This is a genomic window from Rhizobium sp. P1_E1 (genome assembly GCF_056406015.1).
On sequence record NZ_JBFUAY010000077.1, the window covers coordinates 1 to 25,949 of the forward strand.

At 60.0% G+C, this 25,949-nt stretch carries 28 protein-coding genes and 3 pseudogenes; 18 read left to right on the forward strand and 13 right to left on the reverse strand.

The genetic code is table 11. From position 1 onward, the window contains the following. The coding region (locus AC1D1Z_RS22355) for an alpha/beta fold hydrolase (RefSeq protein WP_477851679.1) at positions 1 to 399 on the forward strand (399 nt) is incomplete at its 5' end. Positions 400 to 585: 186 nt separating this feature from the next. Here AC1D1Z_RS22355 and AC1D1Z_RS22360 read toward each other — a convergent pair. The 3 genes from AC1D1Z_RS22360 to AC1D1Z_RS22370 form a co-directional block, all read right to left on the reverse strand. Then, positions 586 to 1,182: a general stress protein gene (locus AC1D1Z_RS22360; RefSeq protein ID WP_018449575.1), complete on the reverse strand. Its 597-nt coding sequence runs from the start codon at positions 1,180 to 1,182 to the stop codon at positions 586 to 588. A gap of 16 nt (positions 1,183 to 1,198) precedes the next feature. Beyond that, the gene (locus AC1D1Z_RS22365) at positions 1,199 to 1,516 is read right to left on the reverse strand and encodes a PepSY domain-containing protein (protein ID WP_027685622.1); all 318 of its coding nucleotides are present in this window, start codon (positions 1,514 to 1,516) and stop codon (positions 1,199 to 1,201) included. A gap of 329 nt (positions 1,517 to 1,845) precedes the next feature. Further along, positions 1,846 to 2,244, reverse strand: a complete 399-nt coding sequence (locus AC1D1Z_RS22370; RefSeq protein ID WP_477851680.1) for a RidA family protein — start codon at positions 2,242 to 2,244, stop codon at positions 1,846 to 1,848. A gap of 137 nt (positions 2,245 to 2,381) precedes the next feature. Here AC1D1Z_RS22370 and AC1D1Z_RS22375 point away from each other — a divergent pair, with 137 nt between their 5' ends. The 5 genes and pseudogenes from AC1D1Z_RS22375 to AC1D1Z_RS22395 all read left to right on the forward strand — a co-directional run bounded on the left by AC1D1Z_RS22375 (position 2,382) and on the right by AC1D1Z_RS22395 (position 7,599). Then, complete coding sequence (locus tag AC1D1Z_RS22375; RefSeq protein ID WP_166480421.1) at positions 2,382 to 2,993, forward strand: TetR/AcrR family transcriptional regulator; 612 nt, start codon at positions 2,382 to 2,384, stop codon at positions 2,991 to 2,993. 444 nt (positions 2,994 to 3,437) lie between these two features. Next, the gene (locus AC1D1Z_RS22380) at positions 3,438 to 5,867 is read left to right on the forward strand and encodes an arylsulfatase (protein WP_477851681.1); all 2,430 of its coding nucleotides are present in this window, start codon (positions 3,438 to 3,440) and stop codon (positions 5,865 to 5,867) included. Beyond that, positions 5,851 to 6,132, forward strand: a pseudogene (locus tag AC1D1Z_RS22385) (hypothetical protein); the annotation flags it as partial. The gene AC1D1Z_RS22380 and the pseudogene AC1D1Z_RS22385, both read left to right, overlap by 17 nt. A gap of 104 nt (positions 6,133 to 6,236) precedes the next feature. Continuing rightward, entirely contained in the window at positions 6,237 to 7,025 is a 789-nt protein-coding gene (locus AC1D1Z_RS22390; protein ID WP_477851682.1) for a transglutaminase domain-containing protein, read from the forward strand. A 286-nt stretch (positions 7,026 to 7,311) separates the two neighbouring features. After that, positions 7,312 to 7,599, forward strand: a complete 288-nt coding sequence (locus tag AC1D1Z_RS22395) for a hypothetical protein (RefSeq protein ID WP_026188303.1) — start codon at positions 7,312 to 7,314, stop codon at positions 7,597 to 7,599. Here AC1D1Z_RS22395 and AC1D1Z_RS22400 read toward each other — a convergent pair. Beyond that, positions 7,592 to 7,879: an ATP dependent DNA ligase gene (locus tag AC1D1Z_RS22400; protein WP_477851683.1), complete on the reverse strand. Its 288-nt coding sequence runs from the start codon at positions 7,877 to 7,879 to the stop codon at positions 7,592 to 7,594. The genes AC1D1Z_RS22395 and AC1D1Z_RS22400 overlap by 8 nt on opposite strands. A 102-nt stretch (positions 7,880 to 7,981) precedes the next feature. On the opposite strand from AC1D1Z_RS22400, the gene AC1D1Z_RS22405 reads away from it, so the two are divergent. After that, a complete protein-coding gene (locus AC1D1Z_RS22405; protein WP_446961223.1) occupies positions 7,982 to 9,592 on the forward strand; it encodes a DUF1254 domain-containing protein in 1,611 nt (536 codons plus the stop codon). A 294-nt stretch (positions 9,593 to 9,886) separates the two neighbouring features. Here the strand turns inward: AC1D1Z_RS22405 and AC1D1Z_RS22410 are convergent, their stop codons facing one another. Beyond that, on the reverse strand, positions 9,887 to 10,753 hold the full coding sequence (locus AC1D1Z_RS22410; protein ID WP_130759417.1) for a protein-L-isoaspartate O-methyltransferase family protein: 867 nt from the start codon (positions 10,751 to 10,753) through the stop codon (positions 9,887 to 9,889). A 188-nt stretch (positions 10,754 to 10,941) separates the two neighbouring features. Then, on the reverse strand, positions 10,942 to 11,886 hold the full coding sequence (locus AC1D1Z_RS22415) for a formylglycine-generating enzyme family protein (RefSeq protein ID WP_477851689.1): 945 nt from the start codon (positions 11,884 to 11,886) through the stop codon (positions 10,942 to 10,944). Between the two features lie 422 nt (positions 11,887 to 12,308). Here AC1D1Z_RS22415 and AC1D1Z_RS22420 point away from each other — a divergent pair, with 422 nt between their 5' ends. The 3 genes from AC1D1Z_RS22420 (at position 12,309) to AC1D1Z_RS22430 (ending at position 15,226) form a co-directional block, all read left to right on the forward strand. Then, a complete protein-coding gene (locus tag AC1D1Z_RS22420; RefSeq protein ID WP_168339142.1) occupies positions 12,309 to 13,979 on the forward strand; it encodes an arylsulfatase in 1,671 nt (556 codons plus the stop codon). Positions 13,980 to 14,079: 100 nt separating this feature from the next. Further along, on the forward strand, positions 14,080 to 14,739 hold the full coding sequence (locus tag AC1D1Z_RS22425) for a hypothetical protein (protein WP_477851684.1): 660 nt from the start codon (positions 14,080 to 14,082) through the stop codon (positions 14,737 to 14,739). Between the two features lie 55 nt (positions 14,740 to 14,794). Then, entirely contained in the window at positions 14,795 to 15,226 is a 432-nt protein-coding gene (locus AC1D1Z_RS22430) for a DUF2721 domain-containing protein (protein ID WP_247265711.1), read from the forward strand. Between the two features lie 257 nt (positions 15,227 to 15,483). Here the strand turns inward: AC1D1Z_RS22430 and AC1D1Z_RS22435 are convergent, their stop codons facing one another. Further along, positions 15,484 to 16,281 (reverse strand): hypothetical protein, encoded by a 798-nt coding sequence (locus tag AC1D1Z_RS22435; protein ID WP_334542469.1) that lies wholly within the window; start codon positions 16,279 to 16,281, stop codon positions 15,484 to 15,486. Positions 16,282 to 16,379: 98 nt separating this feature from the next. Further along, positions 16,380 to 17,390, reverse strand: a complete 1,011-nt coding sequence (locus AC1D1Z_RS22440; RefSeq protein ID WP_166480412.1) for an HAD family hydrolase — start codon at positions 17,388 to 17,390, stop codon at positions 16,380 to 16,382. A gap of 126 nt (positions 17,391 to 17,516) precedes the next feature. Between AC1D1Z_RS22440 and AC1D1Z_RS22445 the strand changes: the two are divergent. The 5 genes and pseudogenes from AC1D1Z_RS22445 to AC1D1Z_RS22465 all read left to right on the forward strand — a co-directional run. Continuing rightward, positions 17,517 to 17,645, forward strand: a pseudogene (locus tag AC1D1Z_RS22445) (ATP-binding protein); the annotation flags it as partial. After that, positions 17,645 to 18,262 (forward strand): response regulator transcription factor, encoded by a 618-nt coding sequence (locus tag AC1D1Z_RS22450; protein WP_446965642.1) that lies wholly within the window; start codon positions 17,645 to 17,647, stop codon positions 18,260 to 18,262. The pseudogene AC1D1Z_RS22445 and the gene AC1D1Z_RS22450, both read left to right, overlap by 1 nt. 101 nt (positions 18,263 to 18,363) lie before the next feature. Continuing rightward, positions 18,364 to 18,735, forward strand: a complete 372-nt coding sequence (locus AC1D1Z_RS22455) for a response regulator transcription factor (RefSeq protein ID WP_210067082.1) — start codon at positions 18,364 to 18,366, stop codon at positions 18,733 to 18,735. 79 nt (positions 18,736 to 18,814) lie between these two features. Continuing rightward, on the forward strand, positions 18,815 to 20,323 hold the full coding sequence (locus tag AC1D1Z_RS22460; RefSeq protein ID WP_477851685.1) for an arylsulfatase: 1,509 nt from the start codon (positions 18,815 to 18,817) through the stop codon (positions 20,321 to 20,323). Between the two features lie 91 nt (positions 20,324 to 20,414). Further along, positions 20,415 to 20,882, forward strand: coding sequence for a DUF992 domain-containing protein (locus tag AC1D1Z_RS22465; RefSeq protein WP_166480409.1), 468 nt, complete (start codon positions 20,415 to 20,417; stop codon positions 20,880 to 20,882). Between the two features lie 76 nt (positions 20,883 to 20,958). On the opposite strand, the gene AC1D1Z_RS22470 is transcribed toward AC1D1Z_RS22465, so the two are convergent. Beyond that, the gene (locus AC1D1Z_RS22470) at positions 20,959 to 21,240 is read right to left on the reverse strand and encodes a hypothetical protein (RefSeq protein ID WP_166480408.1); all 282 of its coding nucleotides are present in this window, start codon (positions 21,238 to 21,240) and stop codon (positions 20,959 to 20,961) included. Positions 21,241 to 21,421: 181 nt separating this feature from the next. Further along, a complete protein-coding gene (gene aac(6') / locus AC1D1Z_RS22475; RefSeq protein ID WP_477851690.1) occupies positions 21,422 to 21,865 on the reverse strand; it encodes an aminoglycoside 6'-N-acetyltransferase in 444 nt (147 codons plus the stop codon). Between the two features lie 520 nt (positions 21,866 to 22,385). Here aac(6') and AC1D1Z_RS22480 point away from each other — a divergent pair. Next, positions 22,386 to 22,604: a hypothetical protein gene (locus tag AC1D1Z_RS22480; RefSeq protein ID WP_028734220.1), complete on the forward strand. Its 219-nt coding sequence runs from the start codon at positions 22,386 to 22,388 to the stop codon at positions 22,602 to 22,604. A 167-nt stretch (positions 22,605 to 22,771) separates the two neighbouring features. Next, complete coding sequence (locus tag AC1D1Z_RS22485) at positions 22,772 to 23,029, forward strand: GlsB/YeaQ/YmgE family stress response membrane protein (RefSeq protein ID WP_018449565.1); 258 nt, start codon at positions 22,772 to 22,774, stop codon at positions 23,027 to 23,029. Positions 23,030 to 23,102: 73 nt separating this feature from the next. Here AC1D1Z_RS22485 and AC1D1Z_RS22490 read toward each other — a convergent pair whose 3' ends face one another. After that, positions 23,103 to 23,672, reverse strand: coding sequence for a pyridoxamine 5'-phosphate oxidase family protein (locus tag AC1D1Z_RS22490; RefSeq protein ID WP_477851686.1), 570 nt, complete (start codon positions 23,670 to 23,672; stop codon positions 23,103 to 23,105). Between the two features lie 91 nt (positions 23,673 to 23,763). Further along, complete coding sequence (locus tag AC1D1Z_RS22495) at positions 23,764 to 24,468, reverse strand: SDR family oxidoreductase (RefSeq protein ID WP_477851687.1); 705 nt, start codon at positions 24,466 to 24,468, stop codon at positions 23,764 to 23,766. A 117-nt stretch (positions 24,469 to 24,585) separates the two neighbouring features. Between AC1D1Z_RS22495 and AC1D1Z_RS22500 the strand changes: the two genes are divergently transcribed. After that, positions 24,586 to 25,473, forward strand: a complete 888-nt coding sequence (locus AC1D1Z_RS22500; protein ID WP_477851688.1) for a LysR substrate-binding domain-containing protein — start codon at positions 24,586 to 24,588, stop codon at positions 25,471 to 25,473. Between the two features lie 125 nt (positions 25,474 to 25,598). Here the strand turns inward: AC1D1Z_RS22500 and AC1D1Z_RS22505 are convergent. After that, positions 25,599 to 25,949, reverse strand: a pseudogene (locus AC1D1Z_RS22505) (hypothetical protein); the annotation flags it as partial.

A 25,949-nucleotide genomic window follows, 5' to 3' on the forward strand; every position in this document is an offset into this window, starting at 1 on the left:
GTGCAGGATCAGCTCGCCAAGTATCCTTCGGACATCTTCAATCACGTTGAGGCAGCGGACGGTCGGGCTTGGATGCTACCGAGCGGAACCAAGTTCTTCGCTGGAGACCTCTCGGAGGAAGAGCAGAAGCTTGTATGGGCCACGCACTATGCGCCGGTCGCCGATCTGTTCCACCAGCAAAAGCTCAGTGCCGACGAGATCGCGTGGAAGTCCAAGCCAAGCTGGTACGTCTTGGCGACACAGGACCACACGGTGCACCCCGATCTCCAGCGCTGGGTTTCCAAGCGTATGAACGCGACGGTGACGGAGGTGGAAAGCAGCCACGTGCCGATGCTCTCTCAACCCGACGTGGTCATCGATGTCATCCGCAAGGCAGCGGCGGCCGTCGAGCGTCGCTGATATATCGTGGAAATCGCATATGAAGAGACCGCCATGAGGCGGTCTTTTCTGTTATCGGCAGATGCACCTATAAGCGCGTCCGCCAACTTCGCTGTGGGCCACTCCCGCCAGAGGCACCGGCTGACGCGTGAGATCACCGCTTCAACCCTCCTTGCGACGTGCAAGGAGGGTTGAGCTCAAGGCCGGTTAGGCGGTCCGCCGATACCGGTCGCGCTCCTGGGCGATCTGCTCGGGGGCGTATGGATCGAGCGTGTCGTCGAACCGGGTCCATCCCTGCTCGTTATAGGCACGCCGACGTTCGATCGGGTCGACCCAGTTTGAACCCTGCAGAATGGCCTGCGCCTCGGGGGCGCGGGCGTCGTCGACCTTGGCCGTGACCAGGCTGCCGCCCCGGCGGACACCTTCGGCATAGAGGTGGGCATCATCTTCCGGGACGCCGGAGTCGGTGAGGGCGCCGATCAGGCCGCCGGCAGCACCGCCAGCGACGGCGCCGGCGACAGCCCCGGCCGCAGTCGCGGCCAGCCAGCCTGCGGCAACCACCGGCCCGACACCGGGGATGGCCATCAGGCCCAGTCCGGTGAGCAGGCCGCCAGCGCCACCGACGGCAGCGCCAATGCCGGCGCCGGTCGCGGCATCCTCGCCAACGTCAGAGTCGCGATCGATGCGGCCTGCCTTGTTGGAGACGATACTGATGTCGTTTGAGGGAATGCCCGCCGCTTCCAGTTTGCTGACGGCGGAGCGAGCGTCCGAGTGGTCGTCGAAAAGTCCGGTTACAGTTCTCATCATGCTTCTCCTTGGGTTACTTGGCGACGATGTTGCCTTGATAATCGAGGGCGATGGCGACGGCTTTGCCGTCCTTCATGCCGGAGGCCATCCAGATCCCCTTGTCATCGAGCTTGAGATCCTTGACGTCGGTGTAGCCCGCTTCCGCAATGCGATCCTTCGCCTGAGCTTCGGTAAAGCTATTGGCGCCCTCAACGGGCGCAGTCGGATTTTTGGTATCTGGGGTTGCAACCGCAGGTGTATTTCCATCCTTGGATGGAGCGGGTGTGGTTTGGGCAAAGGCTGCAAAGGCAGACGCGCCGAGAATTGCCGCCGCGAAGACGATCTTCTTCATGTGTGTTTTCTCCATTTGCGGATCAGATGAGATCCATGCGGTCAAAACACGCAGGGGAGATCTTTGTTCCCGGAGATTATGCGGTTGATTTTTCTAAATATATGGCAAAGCGGCGCGCTACGGGGTCATTCTTTGCGGCGCCGAGGCAATGTAAGCAGGCAATAACAGAGGGGTAACCGGCGATCCACGGGCGGCTTGARGAAGCCTCTCGGTGTGAGGCCGATCCTCTAACTCTTAAAGTTGTGTTTCTGTCAGTTATCCCAGGGGTGGCAGCGCGGGGCCGCTCTCCTGCCGGCACTTCGTGCGGTGACGGATGCGGCCCGGCAATGTCAGTGACTTCCAGGAATACGGGCGATGACCTTTATCTCGAAGTCGAAGCCGGYGAGCCAGTTGACGCCGAGCGCAGTCCAGTTCGGGTAGGGTGGCTTGCTGAAAATCTCCTGCTTGACGGCCATGATCGTTCCGAACTGGTTTTCGGGGTCGGTGTGGAAGCTGGTGAGATCGACAATATCATCCAGCGTGCAGCCGGCGGCACTGAGCGTCGCCTTCAGATTGTCAAAGGCCAGCCGCACTTGCCGTTCGAAATCGGGTTCGGGTGTTCCGTCCGGACGGCTGCCGACCTGTCCGGACACAAACAGCAGATCGCCGGATCGGATCGCGGCGGAATAGCCGTGCTCTTCGTAAAGAGCGTGCCGGTTGGCGGGAAAGATTGCTTCGCGTTGGGTCATTCTGATCTCTCTTCATTGTTGACAACGACCGATGAGCACGAGGGAAAGCTTCACATCTCGCGCCCGATTTGGTATACGGTTCGTATGTGAAATATGCGGCATGCATAGCGTATGTCAAGTCCATATACGCTTCGTATATGAAATTGAGGGATGGAATGGTCAGGAAACGCAGCGAAACGATGCAGGAAAACCGCGTCAAATTGATCGCGGCGGCGCGGAAGGCTTTTGCGGAAAAGGGGTATTCTGCAGCATCCATGGACGAACTGACGGCCGACGTCGGTCTGACACGGGGCGCGCTTTACCACAACTTCCAGGACAAGCGCGGGCTGCTGGCGGCAGTTGTAGATCAGATCGACACTGAGATGGCGGTGCGCGCGCAAGAGATTGGCGCGCGCGCAGGCAAAGATTGGCAGGGCCTGCTCGCCGAGGGTGCGGCCTATATCGAGATGGCGCTTAATCCGGAAGTCCAGCGCATCGTTCTGCTCGACGGACCTGCGGTGTTGGGTGATCCCTCGCAGTGGCCAAGCCAGAACAATTGCCTGCAGGTGACCAAGAGCACGGTCGAGCGGCTGATCGCCCAAGGCATCCTCAAGCCGCTTGACCCGGAGGCGGCGGCCCGGTTGCTGAGCGGCGCCGCTCTCAATGCCGCCCTCTGGATCGCCGCCAGCGAAGATCCGCAGAGCGTGCTGCCGAAGGCGGTCGAGGCATTTCAGGCCTTGGCGGCAGGTCTGCTGGTGGAGCGCTTGTGATCTGCGAAGGGCCAAGGCTATTCCGGCATCAGGCAGCAATAACCACCACAGCGACGGGTCGGTGCCGATCAACTTTCCAGCTTTGCCGGCACGCAAAGCCGAAGCAGTTCCAGCGGCAGCTATTGGAGACCCATAGCGCCACTCCGCCGGCGACCGGATGCTACCTGTATGAGACGGTCATCGTACTGTAACCTACCCGTTGCGGTTCCCCCCATGCGCTCCAATTTTGAAATCTTGCTCGACGCGCAGGAAGCCTCGCATTCCGCTCTCCGAAGCAATCCGGAGACAGTGAATCACGATCACGGCGGGCCTGGGCGAGCGACGTCTTCAACGGCCTGCCAGGTTCAATTCCGCCCGTAGACTACAGTAACTACGTTGCTCCCGCGTCAAGAAATCCTCGATAGTTAAACACTCGGCAAGCGTCCCTTTTAAGGAGCTCGAACGATGAAATCGACTGCGATGGCATCGACCGCGATCATGGCAATTCTGATCGGCTGTTTCGGCGCAAATGCGCAACAAATCACTGGCACTCCAGGATCGCCCGACGCGACGGTCACGATCGACGGTAAACAAATTCCGCCGCCGCCGGTGCCGTTCGGCGGCGTGATCAAGGAAAGCGCCATGGATTCCAAGCCCTACTGGCCACCGACGGTCGCGCCACCCAAGGGCGCGCCGAATGTGCTGCTTATCATGACCGATGACCAGGGCTATGGCGTATCCGGCACCTTCGGCGGTGTCGTTTCGACCCCGGCTATGGATCGCGTCGCCGAGGCAGGATTGCGCTATACACAGTTCCACTCCACCGCGCTTTGCTCGCCGACGCGGGCGGCTCTGATCACCGGCCGCAACCACCACTCGGTTGGCTACGGGGTGATCGGCGAACTGTCCACTGGTTACCCCGGTTATGACTCCGTCATCGGTCTGGAGAACGCCACGATCGGCGAAATCCTCAAGGAGAACGGTTATGCCACCTCGTGGTTTGGCAAGAACCACAACACGCCTACGTACGTGTACAGCGCGGCCGGCCCTTTTGATCAATGGCCGATTGGCATGGGGTTCCAGTATTTCTACGGGTTCATGGGCGGCGAGACCGATCAATGGACGCCCTACCTTTATCAAAACACGACCCCGATTTTTCCATGGATCGGCAAGCCCGGCTACAACCTCACCACCGACTTGGCGGACGAGGCCATCAAGTACATGAGCAGTCTGAACGCGGCTGCACCCGCCCAGCCGTTCTTGGTCTATTACGTGCCGGGCGGCACCCACTCGCCGCACCAGCCGAAGGCGGAGTGGAGAGACCAATTCAAAGGCAAGTTCGACATGGGCTGGGAAAAGTTGCGCGAGCAAATCTTCGCCAACCAGAAGCGGCTCGGCGTCATCCCGGAAAACACGAAATTGACACCCTGGCCGGATGACCTGCCGAAATGGGAAACACTTTCCCTGGTGCAGAAGAAACTCTATGCGCGCGAGGCAGAGAACTTTGCCGGCTACGTGGCTTATACGGACCATGAGATTGGCCGGGTCATCCAGGCGGTCGAGGACATGGGCAAGCTCGACAACACGCTGATCATCTACATCAGCGGCGACAACGGCACCAGCGCTGAGGGCACCCTGGAGGGCACGTTCAACCAGATGACCGCCTACAACGGAATTCTGACCCTCCCCGAAGTCGAGCAGATGTTGCATTATGAAGATTGGGGTTCCGACAAGACCTATCCGCACATGTCGGTGGCATGGTCTTGGGCATTTGATACACCGTTCAAGTGGACCAAGCAGGTGGCGTCGCATTTCGGCGGGACCCGGCAAGGCGTGGCCATTTCCTGGCCCAGCCATGTCAAGGACGTGGGCGGCATTCGAACCCAGTTCCATCATGTGATCGACATTGTTCCGACGATCCTGGAGGCCACGGGCATCAAGGCGCCTGAGGTGGTCAACGGGATCAAGCAGAAGCCGATCGAAGGCATCAGCATGGCTTACACGTTCGACCAAGCGAATGCCAATGCGCCGTCGAAGCGCGACACGCAGTATTTCGAGATGTTCGCCAACCGCGGCATCTACCAGGACGGCTGGTATGCCTGCACGACGCCGGCCGCCGCGCCTTGGCTCATGGGAGCTTCAAAGCTTCCCGACGTCAACGACTACAAGTGGGAGCTCTACAACCTCACCGAGGACTACTCGCAATACGACGACCTCGCGGCCACGAATCCTGACAAGCTAAAGGCACTGCAGGCGGTCTTCATTGCGGAGGCCGCGAAATACCAGGTCTTGCCATTGGACAACACGGTCATAACACGCGCCATTACCCCGCGACCGAGCGCGGTCGCCGGCCGAACGGAGCTGACCTACAAGGGCGCGAATGCCAACATTCCCGTGGGCAATGCTCCGAGCATTATGAACAAGGACTACACGATAACCGCCGAAGTGACGATCCCCGAAGGCGGCGCGGAAGGTATGATCGCGACCATGGGCGGCCGCTTTGGCGGCTACGGTCTCTACCTGCTCAAAGGCAAGCCAGTCTTCGTTTACAACCTCCTCGATCTGGAGCGCTACCGCTGGGAGGGCGGCGTGGGGGCCGAAGACTGGTTGGGCAGCGCGCTCGAGCCGGGCAAGCACACGGTCGTGTTCGACTTCAAGTATGACGGTCCCGGCCCCGGCAAGGGTGGCACCGGCATCATGACGGTGGATGGCAAGGAGTTTGCTAAAAAGACGATGCCTCACACCATTCCGTTTCTCATGGCCATCGACGAGTCCTTCGATATTGGGAGCGATACCCGCTCGGCGGTGGACGACAGCTACCAGCTGCCGTTCCACTTCACCGGGACGATCGACAAGCTGACCTACAAACTCGGACCGGATCGGCTGGCGAAATAGGGCGCGCAGGAGGATAGCCGGGCAGATCGAGATGGCGCTCAATCCGGAAGTCCAGCGCATCGTTCTGCTCGACGGACCGGCGGTGTTGTGGGATCCCTCGCAATGGCCGAGCCAGAACAATTGCCTGCAGGTGACCAAGAGCACGGTGGAGCGGCTGATCGCCCAAGGCATCCTCCAGCCGCTCGACCCGGAGGCGGCGGCCCGGTTGCTGAGCGGCGCCGCTCTCAATGCCGCCCTCTGGATCGCCGCCAGCGAAGATCCGCAGATCAAAGAGATTTGAGCGAGGTGCCGGCTCGAGCCGCTACCGACCTTGCTGACTACGCAAAAATCAACTCAGTCTGTGCTCCAATCAGTGTGATGGAGAGACACATGGAAGGCGTCGATCGCTGGATTCCGTATAGTGCAATGACCAATCCAGGTCGTCACGCCAGTGCAATCGCTGTACTTCCGACCGAGGTTGGCGCTCTAATCCAAATCATTCAAGGCGTCTTGGTTCATTCTGATTGGATAACAGAGTACGGCCTTGACGAGACGATTCTGAATTCGACGGCGCGAACGACACTGCCGATCGCGGAGCGCTTGGACGACGTCTTAAGAAGGGATCCACGGCCTCTCAACATCGCGCGGTCGGCCGACAAGCGGTCTGTCGGAACCTGCCGCGACTACGCGCTGATGCTCTGCTCCTTTCTGCGATGCAGGGAAATTCCCGCCCGTGTGCGCTGTGGTTTTGCAGCTTATTTCTCCCATGGATGGGAAGATCACTGGGTATGCGAATACTGGGACTCCAGCGCTGGAGAATGGTGCCTRTGCGATCCCCAAATCGATCAGATGCTGCGGCAGAGGAACCAAATCTCGTTCGCTCCGGCCAATGTTCCACGCCAGTCCTTCATGTCGGCGGGAGAAGCGTGGCTGGAATGCCGGCGAGCGAAAGCAGACCCAGCTTCCTTCGGGCATGGCAACGTTACCGGTCTGTGGTTCGTGAAAATCAACGTGCTGCGCGACCATTATGTCCTGAACGGTCGCGAGACTTCGAGTTGGGACCGTTGGCGGGACGCGCCTCAGCCCAAACGCGCGGTGATCGGCGGTGATTTGGAGTTACTGGACGCCTTAGCCACAAGCCCGGATCAACCGATCGTGGAGATTGCACCAGACTGGTAGATCGGCCAAATCGAGAACCCGTTCGCTCTGCATGACTAAGACTTTTGGGCCCTCTTTGCTGATAACCGCAATTCGCGCGAATCCGCCGCGCGCACAGCAGGAAATAGGCCGAGCTGGACCGGGGAGCCGCGGACTTTAGGGGATTGCCTTGGCACAGTCTCGGGCTCGAAATAAATGCCGGACTTGCATATCGGCTCTAGAGGTGAAGGCGAGACGGTTTCACGGATGCAAAGAGTCCGGACGGGGCGCCCCCGCTGCTAGGCTTCGGACGTTGGGGAGTATTGTAGTGGTTGCTGGAGATCTAATTGTACTGTGGATCATGTTCTGCGTGGTGGGCGCCTTTTGCGCTTACCATTGGTATTGGTTCATCAGGTCGATCATCTTCTACAGTAGAAACGGCTTCGATTTCCGCGAAGATTTCGGACCCGAGGCATACTGGTCCGAGCGCGGAGGTGATGATGATTGCGTGTTGATGAAGCCGAAAGAGAAGTTCCTGATCGCCCAGCCTTCTTTCGTGGTTGTGACCTCTGTTATGTTGACTTTCATAGTTTTAGGTTTGACGGGAATTATTTAGCCTTGCGTCGGTTGCAAACCGCAGCTCTTGGCTGGAGCCCGACAACATATTTCCGCCGGCCCTCGTAGGCTAACGGTGGTTTCTTGGTTAAGAGTTTGTCCATCATCGCGCGCAACCTCCAAGCGTCGCTTTCCTTGAAGCCCGTGCCGACTGATCCCACGTAAATCAGGTGGTTACCCCTGCGAGCGGCCAGCAACAGCGATCCACTGCGCGGGCAACCGGATGCTACCTGTATGATACGGTCACGGTACTGTAACCTACCCGTTGCGGTTTCCCTCATGCGCTCCAGTTTTGAAATCTTGCTCGACGCGCAGCAAGCCTCGCTGCAAAAGCCCGCCGGCGAAAATGCGTCAATCTCTGAGATCGATGAAAGGGATGTGTCATGAAATGCATGCTCCCCGGAATGATGCTGCTGGCATCGACTATTCTCGGCGGTATTCCTGTCGCTGCAGCCGACGAGACGCCGCCAATCCTCGTTACGCCGGACAAAGTCGATAGCCGTATCGGGATGCTTGAGTTCAAGGACGGCGCTCCAACAGCCGAGACCGTCGACAAGGTTTACGACACGCTGGATTTCACACGGGCTCTGGACGCCTACCTCAATAGCTACGGCGGCGCATCTGCCTATGCAATCCGTAAGGGTTTCATCAGTGCGGGTGCTGAGGACAATTCCGTCATCATCTATTCGGAACTGATGGATTCGAATTCGCTGTTCCTCACCCCGAACGCCGACACCCTCTATTACATGGCAGTCGTCGATCTGACGAAGGGTCCGATGGTGATCGAGCAACCACCGAAGGGGCTCGGCACCATAAACGATATGTGGTTTCAATGGGTCGTCGACATCGGCTTTCCCGGCCCCGACCGCGGCGAAGGCGGAAAATATCTGGTCGTACCGCCAGCCTATGACGGTCCACTTCCCGAAGGTGGTTTTTTTGTAGCGCGGTCGAAGACAAACCGCGTTCTGTATGCGGCGCGAGCCTTTCTGACCGACAACGACCCGAAGCCCACTGCCGAGCTGATCAGGAAATCGCTCAAGATATACCCTTACACTCCAGGGGGCATTGGCACGAGCATCGCGACCGCGCTCCAGGGCGACGTCAAACTGGAAGTGGGTCCGGCAATTCCCGAGACGAAATTCGTCGAAGCGAGCGGAAAATCGTTCAACACCATCCCGCCGACCGACGACTCGTTCTTCGAGATGATCGACGCCAATATTCAGGACGAACCCGCCACCTCCTACAATCCGGAGCTTGCAGGGCAGTTGGCAGCGATTGGCATTGTGAAGGGTAAGGAATTCAAGCCGGACGACCGCATGAAGAAGATACTGACCGATGCCGCAAAAGTCGGAAACGCGGCGGGGCGTGTGTTGAATTGGCGGCCGAATGAAGCTCACGGCTGGAGCTACTATCCGGGCTCCTCATGGACGAACATGCTCTGGCAGGGTGGTGCCAACTTCGAGACGCCCCCGCCATTATTTACCAAAGACGGCAAGTTCGAACCGCTTCCGTCGACCGGAGCGCGGACCCTCGATTCGAAGACCGCGTTCTACTACGCCTACACCCTCGACTCTCCAGGCATGATCATGCGCATTCCACGCGTCGGCTCGCAGTATCTCATCGGATTCCTCGACGCCGACAAGAAAGACCTTGATGGTGCCAAGACCTACAAAGTGACGCTGCCGCCGAACATTCCCGCAGCCGCTTTCTGGTCGTTCACGCTCTACGACAACCAGACCCGGTCGATGCTCCAAACGCCCCAGCGTTATCCGCGTGCTGGCAGCCAGAGCTATCCGACACCCGCAGCATCCGCCGAGGATGACGGCTCCACAATCGTGTATTACGGCCCAAAGAAGCCGGAGGGCGTCAAAGACGGGAACTGGGTTCAGACCATGCCGGGAAAGGGGTACTTCACGATCCTTCGGCTCTACAGTCCGCTTGAGACCTTCTTCACCAAAGAATGGCGGCTGAGCGAGATCGAAGCCGTGAAATAACGGCTGGGGTCGACATTGAAGCGCCGGACTCGGAAAAGCCGGCCCATGCCGGTCTTTCTAAAAACATGCCGAGCGGCACAGGCTCGATCGGCGGTCGTCGGTTTACCCTTGCCATTGGATGATGATGGGGCGATGGGTCTGCTTTTGGCCCGAAAGCGGACATTGGCCGCCGCAAAAATCCGCCGCGAAACTCCAACCTTTGCGACAGAGTTTTGCGGCGAGAATGCTCGAACGCTTTCAGGAAAGTCCGGAGTGTCGCAAAAGTCAGGATTTCCGCGGCGGTATGATGCCGGCCTAAGCATAGGCTAGACACCAGCCGGAAGCGCGAACCCAGCATCGTTCGGCCGGCACCTCATCGTTGCGGTACAGCCGCCTCACCCTCTTGTGCTCCCCGCTCTCGAACGCCGCCGCAAGCGCTTTTTCCGATTCCGCGTCGCGCATCCCTTCACAGGGGAAGATGGCCACCGGCGAAATCCATTGCGCGTGAAATTCCTCACCCCTGCGCGTCACGAGGAACACCGCTCCGCGAAGGTGCATGTTGCTCCAATTGCTGCTGGTAAACCCAAGATCGGTCGTAAGCGGTAGGACAAGCCTTCCGCCATCATTGAGCCGGTCCAACCAGATATCCGCCGGTCGGGTTGCGCCGGCGTTCACATAAATCACATCGGCTGCATCGAAAGCTGCGGAGCTGCCATCGCCCGGAATCACGGAAACATTCCGATAGGCAGTGAGATTTGCTTTTGCCCGCACAGCAAGCTCCGGCTCGAACTCGATCGCCGTCACCTTGCCGGATGCGGCAACGAGTTTCGCCATGATCGCAGAATAGTAGCCGGCACCAGCGCCAATATGCACGATATGCTCGCCTGCTCGCGGCGCAGCCTGCGAAAGCAGGAAGGCATGAAGTGACGGTTGTCCGTTGTTGATGTGGCGCTCAGGGACGATACCAACAATGTCATCCGTGTAGAGGTAAACCGGGTCGGCGGCCGGGGTCGGAACATAGGCTTTTCGCATTCGGAAGATCGGCCACGGACCGGGACCAAGGAAATCTTCTCGCGGCACTTCGGCAAAAGCAGTTTCAACACGCTCATCGACAACTCTCACAGCCGCCGTGATCTGCTTCGCATAAGCTCGACGCACGACCTTCAATTCGTCCGGTGTCATCAGCAGATCAACTCCGATGAATAGTTCCCTGTCGCAAAATTCCGGCATTATGGAGCAAGTGCCACAAGAAAGGTCATGTTATCTCCTGATTGTGCCGTAGGAGACAGCGTCACAAATCATTTCTTATCGCTGATCCCTGCTCGGGACTTGTATCGACGGCCATTGAACTGGAGAGGTCGTGGGAGGCGTCAAATTTCGGTTCGCTTGACGCATCTGAAGCCAACGTGGCTGGTGGAGGTGTCCTCCGGTTCCGCATGGCGGGCGGCGGGACGGTAGCGGCGGCAGTAGTTCGGCGCGCAAAGATGCGATCCGCCTTTCAGCACCCGCCTTGGAATTCGGATTTCCGGTTCGCGGGGATCGAAGCTCGCCTCTCGCTCGCCGCCTCGGGGGTTGTGGGGAATACAGCATGATTTCGCCGCAGGTTCGGCATGGCGGGTCGACCAGAAGTCCGACGTCCACTCCCAGACGTTGCCGATCATGTCGTGGATACCGTAGCCGTTCGCCGGGAACGACCCGACGGGCGATGTGCCCGCCGGCTTTGTGCTCATCGTGGGGAACGTGCCCTGCCAGGTGTTGGCCATGAGCTTTCCATTGGGGATCAAGTCGTCGCCCCAGGCGAATTCGGCGTCCTCTRGGCCTCCGCGGGCGGCCAGTTCCCATTCGGCCTCGGTCGGCAGGTCCTTGCCGGCCCAACGGGCATATGCCAGGACGTCGCTATAGGCGACATGAACGACCGGATGGTCGAGCTTCCCGCGAATGTCACTGCGGCCACCGTAGGGGTGTCGCCAATCGGCGCCGAACTTGAACGACCACCATTGGGTGATGTCGGGGCCGACGACTGTCTTCGGTTGTGTGAACACGAGAGATCCGGCCCGCAGCATTTTGGGAAGCGCTCCCGGATAGTCGGCAGCCTGTGGAGTCTTTTCCGCGACGGTGACATGTCCGGTGGCCTTGACGAAGGCGGCGAACTGACGGTTGGTGACCGGCGTCGCATCAATCCAGAAGCCGTCTACCTTGACCGGATGTGCAGGGGCTTCTTCCGGATAGTGCTTATTCGATCCCATGGTGAACGTTCGTCCGGGGACCCAAGCCAACCCTTCAAATCCCGTATCGTATGCGTCCACTGCGCTCATGGCCCTGCCCATCGCTAGAACGTCCCTCTGTGAGCGTCTTATGACACGCGGTCGCGGCTGCTGCCTATTGTCCTTTAGGGAGGTCGTGATCCGGTCGGAGGAAGGGCGTCGCGGACCGCGCCCGTCGCTGACAACCCGCAGCCTCGTCACGACCGATTCCCCAAAGGGCAATATCTGCTGCCGCCAATACAATGTAGAAAATGGATGGAAGAGTGGAAATCCCTCTTCCGCAAGTCGAGGGTCACCGTGCGGGCCGAGGAGTCGCGTCTTCACCGAAATGATCTGTCCAATTTGCTAGTCAGTAAACTTGGACGTCAACCCTCTTTTGCTTTGACTCGTCTTTCAACCAACCTTGGCCGCCAATGCGGCCCCCTGAGGGAGGCATAGAAATGAGACGGACTACAAAGTTCTTCACAGCAGCAATGGCGGTCGCCGGCGGCCTGCTAGCGAGTACCGCTACGATGCACGCGCAGGACGCCAAGCCCAACATCCTGTTCATCATGGGCGACGACATCGGATGGATGCAGCCGAGCATCTATCACCAAGGTCTCGCGGTCGGTGAAACACCCAATATCGACCGCATCGGCCGGGAAGGGGCAAAGTTCATGACCTACTATGCCGAGCAGAGCTGCACGGCAGGGCGGACCGCGTTCATCACCGGCATGCAGCCGGTGCGCGTTGGCATGGTTCTGCCGGAGATTCCCGGAAGCCCGTCCTACCTGCGGGCCGGCACGCCTCACCTCGCCAAGTTCCTGTATGATCTCGGCTACTCGACAGGTGAGTTCGGCAAGAACCATCTCGGAGATACCACCGAATCCCTGCCGACGGCACACGGGTTCCAGGAATTTTGGGGCTACCTCTATCACCTCGACGCCATGCAGGGGGTGAGCTTCCCCGACATCAACAAAACCTCAACCGAGCAGGGGATCGCACCAGCTTGCAGGAACACGCCGATTCCTGGGATAGCGGAAGACCCGGCGGCGGTGGACCCAAAAACCACGACCTGCCTGACGCCGCCGCGTCCGATGCTTGCGTGCAAATCGTCCGATGGATCTCCGGCGAACCAAAGCTGCAAGGATGAGGGGCCGCTGACCCTTGAGCGCTCCAAGACGATTGACGAGGAGATCTCGGCCAAGGTCATCGATTTCCTCGACCGCAATGACCCGAAGAAGACCAACAAGCCGTTCTTCGTCTGGTACAACCCCGCACGCATGCACATCACCACCGTGCTGCCTGACAAGTACTTGGCAATGGTCGGCGAGCCCGGCGGCAAGGACTGGGGCGTTAACGAAGCCGGCATGAAGCAGATGGACGACAACATCGGCTACGTTTTGAAGAGGCTCGAGGAGATGGGAGAACTCGACAACACCATCGTCGTCTTTACGACCGACAACGGTGCCGAGACGATCACCTTTCCAGATGGCGGCACCACCCCGTTCAAGGGCGGAAAGCTCAGCACCTGGGAAGGCGGCATGCGTGCGCCGCTTGTGGTTCGCTGGCCGGGGCACATCGAGCCCGGTACGGTCAAGAACGACATCTTCTCGGCCCTCGACTGGCTGCCGACGTTTGTGAATATCGCAGGCGGTCCGAAGGGCGACGGCCTGAAGAAAGAGATCGAGGCGGGCAAGTATCCGGGGATCGTCAAGACCACGCTCGACGGGATCGACCAGCGCGACTTCCTGGAAGGCAAGTTGCCATCCGCGCGCGACAGTTTCTTGTATTATTCCGGCAAGGAGCCGTCGGCTGTCCGCTACAAGAACTGGAAGATGTACTTCGCCATGGTCTCCGACGATCCGGCTGGATTCATTGGTGGCGTGCAGCCTTACGCCTGGACCCAGGTCGCCAACATCAAGCGTGACCCATTTGAAACCTCGGTCGGAACACAGTTGAAGACGCTCTTCGGTACGGGCGGCGCCATCGCGTCACCGTCCACCGCCTATGTCTATGACTGGAACATCCTGCCCATCGGCCAGCAGTTGTGGCTGAAGCATCTCGAGACCTACATCGACTTCCCGCCGCTTCAGAGCCCTGCAAGCTACAATCTGGAGCAAGTGATGCAGCAGGTCCGCGAAATGAAGACTGGTCACGACTGACGCGCGCAGTAGCGTAACGACGTCGTAGCGGACGCCCTTCGCGGTGTCCGCTACAACGCTTCACCTGACAGGTCCTTTGGAGCCGACTGAGGGCGGAACGATGAGCGATGTCATCCAAGCAGGTCGTGACGAAGCACGCTGGCCGCCGGTGGTGGCGATCCTGGCGGTGTTCGCCCTTTTGGAAATGCTGCCGCACCACGTCTATGCCATGCCGCGATGGGTGTCATACGCGATCCTGGTGGCAGCTATCGTTCCAATGATCATGGTAACGGTGTCGGCTGACAACGCTGTGTGGCTACGAATCGAGCACGTCGCCATCATGCTGCTTGCCAGCGTCTATGCAGGGAATACGGCGGCCGAACTCGGAGATATGGTCGGGATCATTACCATCCACCCGCCCGAGACGCGATCAGTGTCGCTATTGACGTCTTCAGTTACCATCTGGATCACCAACGTTCTCACCTTCTCGCTGCTCTATTGGCAGATCGACGCGGGTGGCCCATCGCGTATCGYGCGTGGGATGGCTGGAAGACCCGATTGGCTCTTTCCCCAGGCTTCGGTTCCCGAACTGGCGCCCCCGGACTGGCGACCGCTCTACCTCGATTACCTTTCCCTCGCATTCAATACGGCGACCGCGTTCAGTCCGACGGACGTGCTGCCACTCACCCGACGTGCGAAGGGGCTGATGATGTTCGAAAGCGCCATTTCGCTCCTGACACTCGTCCTCGTGGCCGCGCGTGCAGTCAACGTCATTCCGTAGCGCCTCGCCGGCGCCGCGGCCGTCCATTCGTGCCGAAGGGATCGGAGGTGCCCGTATGTCAGTGGAAGCCGATCAGCTTTCAACGATGATCAATCACGCGGTCGCGCCGGCGTTCATGCTCAATGGGGTCGCGGCGATGGTGGCGGTTCTGGTCAATCGGATTTCCGGCGTCACCGGGCGGATCAGAAACCTCCGCGAGATCGACGAGAGTGACGTCGCCCGAGCCCCGCTGAAGAAGGGAATCGGGGAACTGAGGCGGCGTGAACGCCTCTTGAACAGCGCATTGTACCTGGCGGTGCTGGCCGGAATCGGCGTGACGTTTCTGCTCCTGTTCGGTTTCGTCGTCGCCTTTTTGGGATACCGTCACGAACCGGGCGCCGCCGTCCTATTCATTGCGGCACTCTGCTTGCTGGCGGGGTCGCTCTTCCGATTCCTGCAGGACATCCGGCAGTCGCAAGGTGAGCACGACGACCGTCCGTTGCGATGATCGCCGAGCTGCTCAAGGCGCTCGCGGCCCCTTAGAAGGCCCCCTATTGTCGGGCTATGCTGGACGAGGTCGAAGACAAACGCGTCGTTACGTCCCAGTGGACGTGGGCCGCCGCCGCCCGCCAGACCCCACTCCGTTGCATAGATCTCCACCTGAAGAAGTAGTTCCCGCGGAGGCCGATGACCGCGTCCACACATGTTGCATTTGACATTAACGCCATCGCCACGCCGCTTGGGCGGCGCGACGCAGACGGAAGATCAATAGCAAGGCGGGAAGGGGTAGTAGCCGCACTGCTGGTTGTTGTAGTAGGAATTGTAGTAGTAGGGGCGGGCTGCTGCCGCTCCAATGGCCGCACCTGCGACCACGCCCGCGGCGACCGGAGCGCCGCGATACCAGGCGCCGTGGTAGACGGGTGCGTGCCAGTACGTGCCTCCGACACGGTTGATGTTCGTGTCGCCGATATGTACGTCGCCTCCCTGGAAGCCGCCGCGGAAGTCACCTCCTGCAAAGTCTCCGCCGCGCAAGCCGCCGCCGAAACCTCCGCCACCAAAGCCGCCCCCGAAGTGATCAATGAAGAGCGCGGCCGGCCCAGACGCACCGCTTAGGCTACCCTCCAGAATGGTGATGTCGAATGTCAGCGTGGTTCCGTCGAGTTTGGGAGTTTTCAGCGTGACAACGGCGTCACTGACATCCGATCCGTCGCCACCCAGCACCGACACCGTCGCGTTCGGTGGATCGACGGCGAAGTTGTCCTTGCCGTCGTCCCACTGCATGATGAACTGCTCGGTTGCTACATGACCGGCGGCGCGCACCGGCCGGTCGGCGAAGACGATCGAATTGGCCGAGACGCCGGTCAGGACGAGCTTTCCGTTTTCGATTTTCGCGCCAGCCGAATTGAGCACCGCCAACGACGGCACCGGGCCTGTCGGCGTGACCACGCCAATGGTCTTTTCGAGCGGAACGTGCGGCTTCTTCGGGGCGTCCTGCGCCAAGGCCGCGGTGGTCAACGCTAAACTTCCGGCGAAGATCAGCGTGGTGAATCGGTAGACTTTCATGGCATGTATCCTCCCAGTTGGACGGACCGGAGGCCCGTCACCGTTGGCGAACGTTGTTGAAGCATTTGGCACGCCGCCTGGCCGTGAGGCGCACGGTCCTAGTCCTTGAAGATCTGCTTCCAGTCGGCTTTCATGTCGATGACGGTCCAGCCCGTGATCGCGGCTGCGTCGAGCGCCTTGTCGAGGCGTCCGAATTCGGTCTTGCGGTCGTACGCGTATTCGCGCTCCGCATCGGTGTGATGAACGAGCATGCCGAGACGCGCAGGCGCACCGCCCATCGTCGTCCATTGCAGCATTTCGAGGTCGCCGTCAGAATTGCCGAACGCTGCGATCGGCCGACGGCCGATCTCCTGGTTGATCCCGACCGGCTTGCCTGCCTTGTCGTCGATGAAGTTGACTTCCGGCAGACGGTAGAGGGTCGGTGTGTCGTCCTGCATCTTGAATTGGGTCTTGATCGAAGAACCGATAACCTGCTCCGGCGGGACGCCGTAAGCCTTCTCCGTCCATGGCCGCATGAACTCCACGCCGCCACCTGACACGATGAAGGTCTTGAAGCCGTTGGCGCGCAGGTAGGAAAGCAGCTCGACCATCGGCTGGTAGACAAGCTCGGTGTAGGGTCGCTTGAACCGCGGATCGCGTGCCGTGGAGATCCAGTCGGTTACCACCTTCTGGAAATCGGAAGTGGTCATTCCCGCATGGGTGACCATGATGAGCTCCAGAAGGCTCTTTTCGCCCGATGCGGCAAGTGTCTTCATATCGCCTTCCAGCACCGCCTTGAACGGCTGTACGTTTTTCCATTCCGGATGCTGCGGAGCGAGCGTCTTCACGCGCTCCAGGGCGAAGGCAAGCTGGGTGTACATGGGATGCTCGACCCACAGGGTCCCATCATTGTCGAACACCGCGATCCGTTCCGGTTCGGGGACGAAGTCGGGCGAACCCTGCTTGGAAACCTTCTCGACAAAGGAGACGATAGCTGCCTTGGGCGCGGTATCGTTCCACGATGGCAGGGGATCGCTCTGGGCGTAGGCGGACGCCGTGAGGAAAAGTGCTCCGATGACAATCGAGATCGGATTCCGTGCCGAGTTGACGAGGCGGCGGACAGTAAACATTGGATGTACCCCCAAGGTGAAAGTGCGCGCCCGGCGGGTTGCACTCTATCCCAGCGCTTTCCAAGTCTACCGAATACGTTCCTCCGCCGATATTGCCCTTTGGGGAATCGAATAAATCCGATGGCGTTGGGTCTTTCCATATCGCGTGCCATCGTCGAGACCTATGGCGGCACGATCTCCGCGTACAACCGGCCTGAAGGCGGCGCCGCCTTCCGGGTGGTTCTGCCTCTGGCCCGGCGGGAGGAGCAAGGCTGATGAGACCGGTCGTCAATATCGTCGATGACGACGAATCCTACCGAACGGCGACTGTACGCCTGCTCTCAGCGTACGGTCTCAAGGTCGAAGCCTATGAATCCGGAGGCCAGTTTCTCGCATGCCTTCCAACTTGCGAGCCGGGCTGCGTTCTCCCTGACCTGCAGATGCCCGGCCAGTCCGGCCTGCAAATACAGCGCCAACTGTGCGAGCAGGCGCCACTCCTGCCAATCGTATTCCTGACCGGCGAAGGAGACATTGAGGCCGGCGTCGACGCGATGAAGGCGGGCGCACAGGACTTCCTGGAGAAGCCTAGCTCGGTGCCGGTCCTGCTCGAAACGATCGAGCGCGCGTTGACACAATATGAAAAGCGTCGTGCCGAGCACGAGCGTCTGCAAAAACTGAAGACGTTGGTTGCGAGTTTAAGCCCGCGCGAAGCCGAAGTCTTCGGGCTGATCATCCGTGGTCAGCTCAACAAGCAGATCGCATATGCCCTTGGCATATCGGAGCGGACGGTAAAGGTGCACCGCCATCAGGTCATGGAGAAGCTCGGAGCACGCTCGCTGGCGGGGGGTGTATCGATCGCCGCCGACATCGGTCGTACTGCGGCCCCGGAGTGATCGGACGACCTTCCCCTTAGGGCAATATCAAGCAATCGCCGACACGCCTACAATGACAGACAACCGCGTATCTCGCGTACTGTCACGCATGGGGGCATGAGGTGGGAAAGCTGCGCCGCACTGTCGCTGTCGTCGATGATGATGCGAGCCTACGTCGAAGCGTCGGGCGGCTCCTCAATGCCTACGGATTTGCGGCCGTGGAATATGCATCGGCCGAATCTTTTCTCGGCCGCGATCCGGAGACGTCGATCGACTGTCTCGTGCTGGACATCGACCTGGGGGGCATGTCCGGCATCGAACTGCAGCGCAGGCTGAAAGGGGTTGGAGTGAGGATGCCGATCATCTTCATCACTGCCCTGGAAGACACGCGCCTGCAGACCGAGACGGAGCACGCCGGGTGCATCGCATATTTGCGGAAGCCCTTCGCGGGATCCGTACTCATCGACGCAGTCAAGAAGGCGCTCAGATTGTGAATTCTTGATCGAGGACAGACCGCCACGACGGCAGGTCAAAAGGCGGACCAGTTATTCACTCCTGGTAGAGAGGCTGAACATGGAATGGCTCAGACACTGGCGGCCGATGGCCGAAGCACTGGCGATGGCATCATGCCTCAGCGTGCATCCGTTGACTGTCGGAACTGCGTCTGCGCAGCAGGCGAAGCCGAACATCCTGTTCATTCTCGGCGACAACATCGGTTACGGCGACATCGGAGTTTACGGAGGCGGGGAGTTGCGCGGATCGCCGACGCCGCGCATCGACCAGCTCGCCTCCGAGGGACTCCGATTGACGCAGTTTCTGGTCGAACCCTCCTGCACGCCCTCGCGCGCCGCCTTGATGACGGGACGCTATTCCATCCGCTCCGGGCTGTCGCTGGTTGCCGTTCCCGGTACGGCCTTCTCCTTGCCGGCGGAAGAAATCACCATGGCGGAGATGCTTCACGATGCCGGCTACGCGACCGCGATCTTCGGCAAGTGGCACCTCGGCGGACAAACCTACAGCCAGCCTCAAAACCAGGGATTCGACGAGTTCTACGGTATCCCGCCGGGGGACACCTGGGATGCGTTTGGTATGATCCGACAGGGCCAGCAGACCAAGACGCTCGATATCCCGCTTGAGGGGGGGCCGCAAATAGTCGAGGCAAAGCGAGCCGAGCCACTCAAGTCCGTGAAACCATACACCGAGGACGCGCGCCGCGGAATCGACTGGGAGCTTGTCGACCACGGCGTCGATTTTATGCGGCGGCAAAAGGCGGCGGACAAACCGTTCTTCCTGTTCTTGCCGATATCCCGGACACACTTCCCGAACTTGCCCTCGAAGCGTTTCGAAGGCGCATCCCGGATTGGCCAGTTCGGCGACTCCCTGATGGAGGGCGATGCCATCGTCGGCGCAATGCTTGATGCATTGAAGGAACTTGGCGCAGAGGAGGACACCATCGTCGTCTTCGCCTCCGACAATGGACCGGACGGTCCTGGGGCGAGCCGGTTCGGCGCCGACATGCCAGACATAGGAGCTTCCGGACCATACCGCGGAGCGCTTGGCGAAGTTAGCGAAGGCGCAATCCGCACCGCCGCCATTATCCGCTGGCCGCATCGGATCAAGCCGCGATCCTCATACGCAATGTTCTCGATCATGGACTTCTTTCCGACATTCGCACACATAGCGGGCGGCAAAGTTCCGGACGACCGGCCGATCGACGGCGTCGACCAGAGCGAACTCCTGCTCGGCGAAGACGACGGCGGGGCGCGCCAGCATTTGYTGACCTTCGTCGGTTCGGAACTGGTCGCAGTCCGCTGGAAGCAGTTCCGGGCCTATTTTGCCGACGTAGCGCCGGGCCGCAGCGGCGCGGGCGGCGCAACCCTAATGGGCGGCGTGGGCGCGAGTGCTGCGCCAATGAACGGCTATCCCCAGGTGTTCAACATCGAGGCCGACCCGCAGGAGGAACACAATATCGGCGAGATGTACAACTGGGTTCTCGGCCCGATATTGAAGACGGTCCAGGAGTACAAGGAGACACTTGTCCGATCGCCCAATCCACCTGCGGCAAACATGACGAAATTCTGAAGTTCGAGCGCCGCCATCAGTTGGCACTTTGAGCTCACGGTTGGTGCTAACCCTCGTGGTCATGTCCACGATCCAACGGAAAGGAACGACAATGTTTAGACATATGATTGCTTCCCTTGCATGCTCGGCGCTTCTCATTCCGGTCGCAGCAGGCGCTGCATGGCTCGAGGTCGGCAAGTTAGACTGCGACATTTCCGCAGGCGTCGGGATGATTATCGAATCCAAGCAAACCGTCTCGTGCACGTTCACGCCATCGCCGTCGGGCCTGTTGCAGAGCTATAAGGGCTCGATCGACGAGTTCGGCCTCGCCGTCGGCGACGTCAAGGCGGGGAGGATGGTCTGGCTGGTCTCCAGCGTCGACGGTCAGCCGCTAAAAGGATTGGAGGGCACCTATCGGGGTGTCGAAGCCGATGCCAGCCTTGGCCTTGGCGGCGGCGCGAAGGTGCTTGTCGGCGGAAGCCGCGACAGCGTTTCCCTTCAGCCGCTGTCGCTGGAAGGTGAGGAAGGCGTCAACGTTGCGATTGGCGTGGCGTCGCTGAAACTTTCGGCGGTTGAGTGAGGAAGGGTCCCACGCAACGGCGCGCGATCCGGGAGTCATCTCCCAATATACCTCCCTCAAGACGCTGACGCTGACGTCATCGGGCGCGCTCGGAGCGGCGGAGGATGTCGAGCACGATATGACGGTTGTTCCTGCCCTTCAGAAGTTCGGTGACGCGACCGCTCGCTGTCTCTCGTGATGATGCGCGCCGTGTTTTCGAAGGCGGTGTAACCAGCTCGAAACCGGGGTCGTAGACCTTGATCACCTTCTCGAAAGCCGCCTTCTGATCGTCGAGAACGACGATCTCGCGTCGCAACTCCTCGATCCTGGCATCAATCTCGCCCAGTTTCGCTTTCCGTTCGTCTACGACTTCCACCATACGCAGCACTCCCGAGGCACCCTCAGGAGATAGCATCAGCCTTCATTGGGATCTTGTGGCACTTGCTCCATAATGCCGCAAAATTCCCGAACCCTGCGACGCATTTTGCGACTGAAATCTGTGACGTAACACGTCTTAGGTTGTGTGCGGCGAACTATCCTCGTGGAAGGGCAACACCGGCCTACAATGGCTTTCGGAAGAACACGACGCGCTGTGTCTCCTCAAATCCTAGAGCGGTATGGAGCGCATGGCTGGCTGAATTCTCAAGCGGCGCGTCAGAGCCAAACTCAACACACCCAAGCGACTTTCCCCAATCGGCAACGACATTGCAAAGCAATCGGGCGATACCCTTTCGCCTGTCAACGGGCCGGACGAAAATCCCTTCGAGGAATAGAACGGGCGAGCTGCTGCATCCATTCACATAATCATGTCGCAAAGTGGCCTCAGCAAATCCGACAGCTTCATTCGCAGCATTTCGAGCGATGAACGCGATGGCTTCTCCATTTTCTGAAAGAAACGCCCGGCCCAACTCAGCTCGATGATCTTCGAGCGAGTGATGCGGCCACAGCGCAACGCGAAGCTCCGCCCACGACTCAACATCGTTTATGGTCGCAATCTCGATAATCGATTCCATATTGTGGTTCTCTTTTGTCGCGAAATTCCGGATGAAAGCGACAGGTGTTTTCCTGACTTTTGCAACCTCGCAGAATAGACGGATTTGCGATGCCGGCAATGTCTGCCATTGGCGCAAATTCGCCGCGCGCACAGCGGGAAATATGCCGTGCTGGACCGGGTAGCCGCGGACTTCAGGGATTGCCTTGGCATCGTCTCGGGCTCGAAATAAATGCCGGACTTGCATATCGGCTCCAGAGGTGAAGGCGAGACCGTTTCACGGACGCAAAGAGTCCAGGCAGGGCGGAACCGTTGCTGCGGCTAGCGGTTAATCCGCCGAGGTCGCGGCGTGCCAATCGGACGTGACGGAGATGGTGAACGCACCGGTTTTTCCGATTTCTCGGTGCGGGCGGAAACGCCAGGAGAGCACCTTACCCGTTCGCCGCGACCTCATCCCGCCGCCTGCCCATCAAAGCGGGTGGAATACGCGAGCGACCATGCTCCGCGTGGATCGATCAGAGGAGGAGAAGGTCATGAGCAAGAACAATTGGAAGGTCGGGCTTCGCGCGAAGCTGGAGTATCTCGTCGACGACTGCGTTGTGGCCGGGGCCAGGCAGCAGGACGTCTTCGATGCGATCATCAAGGAGATCGGCAATCTGCGCGCAGCCCTTGAGCGCGATCCCGACCCTGCGGAGGACGACGTTGCCGTCATAGAGGAGCCTGCGAATGATTGGCCGGCGGCCGACAGGTGACCTGAACCAGATCGCGAGGGGCACGCGACCTGTTGCGGGCGCGGGCTTATGGAACCAATTGGCGCGGCGGAGGGTTATAGTGTTGTCGCTTGGCCATCGGTTTAGCTCGATCGGCGAGACATGATAGCCGGCGCCGGCCGCTCAATCATTCACAATGGGGAATTGCTATGGAAAGTGCAGGTATCGGCTGGATCGCCGCAATCATCATCGGCGGCATTGCCGGCTGGCTCGCCGAAATGCTCATGAAGAGCAACATGGGCGTGCTGATGAACATCGTTCTCGGTATTGTCGGCGCCATCGTCGCCAACTTTATCCTGTCGCTCTTCGGCGTCGCCCTTGGCGGCTGGCTGGGTTATCTGATCGCGGGCTTCATCGGAGCCTGCATCCTGATAGCCATTGCGAGAATGGTCAGACGTACGGCCTGATCAAACAGGAGGCGGCCCGCAAACCGGCCGCCTTCATCACGTTTTCGCGCGCTCACGCGTGGTCGTCCGGCGTTCAGGGATTGACCCAGCGGGACGAGGTCAGCGCGCCCAGATTGTCGTAGGCAAAGACTGCGCGTCGGTTGTCGGCGTGGCGCAGCTGGAACCAGTCCAGCGTCTCGGCTCGAAATAGCAGCACCCCGAAGGAGGCCCGTCCATCGGCGTCTGCGATCCTATCCTCGCTCGCCGGCTGCTCGCCGATTTCGTCGCCCGGCGGCCCACCCATATAGGTATTGCGCGTCGATTGCGGCAGCAGGCTCCAGGCATCGGTCGCGCATTCGCTTGCCGGTCCATGGAGTTCGGCCGATCCCTGAAGGCGAAGCTGCACTTTCGGCTGCGGGCCATAGCCGAGGATGGTGACCAAAGGGTTGGCCGATATTTCCTGCCATTTCGGGCTTCTGACATCGGTATGGATTTCCAGGATGCGTCGCGCCGCATCCACGCGCCGCAGCACGACCATGCGGGCTTGCGGCCGGCCGCGGGCGTCGACCGAACACAGGTTCAGGTAGCGGAAGGCCGACTGCGGATCGGCGGCGGCACCTTCCAGCTCGGCCCAGGCCGATGCATCGACCGCGGCGAGGGTCACTGTCTCGCCTCCGCCTCGGCGTCTCTTATCTCGCCGGCCTTGACGTAGTCGCAGCACATCGCTGTTCTCCCTGGCGTTGAAAGCCATCCTGTCAGACGGACCGGGTAAGGCCGCCGTCGATCTTGAGGCTCTGGCCGGTGATATAGCCCGCCCCTTCGGAAACGAGGAAGGAAATCGTCGCGGCCACTTCGGCGCTGGTGCCGTAGCGCTTCATCGGCACGCTGTCGCGGCGCTCCTCCGTCGCCGGCAGGCTGTCGATCCAGCCCGGCAGCACGTTGTTGATGCGGATGCCGTCGCCCGCATAGGTATCGGCGTAAATCTTGGTGTAGGCGGCGAGCCCGGCGCGGAAGACGGCCGAGGTCGGGAACATCGCCGACGGTTCAGCCACCCAGGCGGTGGAGATATTGACGATTGCGCCCGACTTCTGCGCCTGCATGATCGGCGTCACCAGCCGAACCGAACGGATGACATTCATCAGATAGACGTCGAGGCCGGTATGCCACTGTTCGTCGGTGACCTCGGTGATCGGCGCACGCGGACCGTGACCTGCGCTGTTGACGAGAGCGTCGATGCGACCCCACTTTTCCATGCATGCGTCGACCAGGCACTTGAGGTCGTCGTTGGACTGGTTCGAGCCGGTGACGCCGATGCCGCCCAGTTCGGTGGCAAGCGCCTCGCCCTTGCCTGACGAGGACAGGATGGCGACCTTGAAGCCATCGGCCGAAAGCCGCCTCGCGGCTTCTGCACCCATGCCACTGCCGCCAGCCGTAATGATCGCTACCTTTTCTACTGTCATCGTCGCTCTCCCTACCAGATTTTGCACCCATTGCCGGGCTCTGATCCTTCGAATACCATGGGCTTCAAGCGAGAGCGAACCAGTTTTCGTGACATCTCCCAGTAGAAAAACTATCGAGTGTCCATGTCCATCGGCAATCTTCCCTCCCTCAACGGCCTCAAGGCTTTCGACGTGGCGGCGCGTCATCTGAACTTCCGGCTGGCGGCCGAAGAGCTCGGCGTCACCCAGGGAGCTGTTGCCCAGCATGTGCGCGGGCTCGAGGCGGAACTCGGGGTGACATTGTTCGAGCGCCTGCCGAAGTCATTGGCGCTGACGGGCGAGGGGCGAAGCTACGTCGCCGACGTCAGGCGCGCCTTCGAACTGCTCGCAAACGCGACGGCGAACCTGAAGCCTCAGCCGGTCAAACTGGTGGTCAGCACGACACCGACCTTCGCCTCGAGATGGCTGATCCCGCGTCTTCCGGATTTCACCTCGCGGCATCCCGATCTCGATCTCCACATCCTGGCGACGGACCGCATTTCCAGCTTCCAGGTCGACGGCGTCGATCTCGCCGTCCGATATGGCAGCCCTCCCTTCGGTCCAGGCCTCGCCGCCGAGCTGCTGTTCGAGCAGGAGATCATCGCCATCTGCAATCCAAGCCTCGTCGCCGACGGAGCCGAGCCCAACAACGCGGAAGAACTCTCGCACTACACGCTGCTTCACGATGCCCATAATTCCTGGCCCGAATATATCGATCGTTTCCTCGGCGGCGGTGATCCCACGCTGTTTCGCGGCATCAGCTTCTCACAGACATCGCACGCGATCGAAGCTGCCATCGCCGGACAGGGCATCGCCGTGGCAACCCGCGCTTTCGTCTCGACCGACATCGAGGCGGGCAGGCTGAGGCAAGTCTTCGACGGCGCCCTCAGGGCGCGCTCGCACTTCTATCTGGTGAAGCCGCGATATCGGAAGTCCGAAGCGGTGGACAAGCTTCAGGACTGGCTGCGCTCCCAGGTGCAGGGCTGAAGGCCTGCTCCTACGATACCCCTTCATCAAGCGGAACCATTTGAATTTTAGACCGGCCAAAACCGGTCATTCGACTGTCACAAAAGTCCGCCGCCGAAGCGCGCTCTGAAAAATCGCGACGCGCTTTAGGATCGCTCAAGCCAGACAGTTCTCGCTGCGGCGCTGTCGTAACCGTGAGCTGTGTAGAGCCCTTTGATTCGCAACTGTCCAGAAATTCGTTCGATCTGCGCCTCCATGGCAGTCACAAGGCGGCGCCATATTTCCCGGGTTGGCCGCCATCGCGGTTGTGAGTGCCAAATAGGTGAAAACGCCGGAAGGGGTTCAACCTCACCATAGAAGACTGACGCTGGATTCACCTCCATCAGCGCGAGAGATTCCATTTCGTATTCATCAAATCCCTTGGGATAGAGCCGTAGCGTTATATCGTCGTCAAGATATTCAAAAATCGGAGCCTGATAGGCATCACCGTCTGGCGG

Bases quoted from the DNA above. Each gene is read 5' to 3' on its own strand.
- AC1D1Z_RS22465 (WP_166480409.1), top strand. From the start codon at position 20,415: ATGTTTAGACATATGATTGCTTCCCTTGCATGCTCGGCGCTTCTCATT.
- AC1D1Z_RS22420 (WP_168339142.1), top strand. From the start codon at position 12,309: ATGGCGGTCGCCGGCGGCCTGCTAGCGAGTACCGCTACGATGCACGCG.
- AC1D1Z_RS22400 (WP_477851683.1), bottom strand. From the start codon at position 7,879: ATGAGGGAAACCGCAACGGGTAGGTTACAGTACCGTGACCGTATCATA.
- AC1D1Z_RS22410 (WP_130759417.1), bottom strand. From the start codon at position 10,753: ATGACACCGGACGAATTGAAGGTCGTGCGTCGAGCTTATGCGAAGCAG.
- AC1D1Z_RS22440 (WP_166480412.1), bottom strand. From the start codon at position 17,390: ATGTTTACTGTCCGCCGCCTCGTCAACTCGGCACGGAATCCGATCTCG.
- AC1D1Z_RS22375 (WP_166480421.1), top strand. From the start codon at position 2,382: ATGAAATTGAGGGATGGAATGGTCAGGAAACGCAGCGAAACGATGCAG.
- AC1D1Z_RS22365 (WP_027685622.1), bottom strand. From the start codon at position 1,516: ATGAAGAAGATCGTCTTCGCGGCGGCAATTCTCGGCGCGTCTGCCTTT.
- AC1D1Z_RS22485 (WP_018449565.1), top strand. From the start codon at position 22,772: ATGGAAAGTGCAGGTATCGGCTGGATCGCCGCAATCATCATCGGCGGC.
- AC1D1Z_RS22450 (WP_446965642.1), top strand. From the start codon at position 17,645: ATGAGACCGGTCGTCAATATCGTCGATGACGACGAATCCTACCGAACG.
- AC1D1Z_RS22360 (WP_018449575.1), bottom strand. From the start codon at position 1,182: ATGAGAACTGTAACCGGACTTTTCGACGACCACTCGGACGCTCGCTCC.
- AC1D1Z_RS22405 (WP_446961223.1), top strand. From the start codon at position 7,982: ATGAAATGCATGCTCCCCGGAATGATGCTGCTGGCATCGACTATTCTC.
- AC1D1Z_RS22495 (WP_477851687.1), bottom strand. From the start codon at position 24,468: ATGACAGTAGAAAAGGTAGCGATCATTACGGCTGGCGGCAGTGGCATG.
- AC1D1Z_RS22380 (WP_477851681.1), top strand. From the start codon at position 3,438: ATGAAATCGACTGCGATGGCATCGACCGCGATCATGGCAATTCTGATC.
- AC1D1Z_RS22435 (WP_334542469.1), bottom strand. From the start codon at position 16,281: ATGAAAGTCTACCGATTCACCACGCTGATCTTCGCCGGAAGTTTAGCG.
- AC1D1Z_RS22430 (WP_247265711.1), top strand. From the start codon at position 14,795: ATGTCAGTGGAAGCCGATCAGCTTTCAACGATGATCAATCACGCGGTC.
- AC1D1Z_RS22470 (WP_166480408.1), bottom strand. From the start codon at position 21,240: ATGGTGGAAGTCGTAGACGAACGGAAAGCGAAACTGGGCGAGATTGAT.
- AC1D1Z_RS22480 (WP_028734220.1), top strand. From the start codon at position 22,386: ATGAGCAAGAACAATTGGAAGGTCGGGCTTCGCGCGAAGCTGGAGTAT.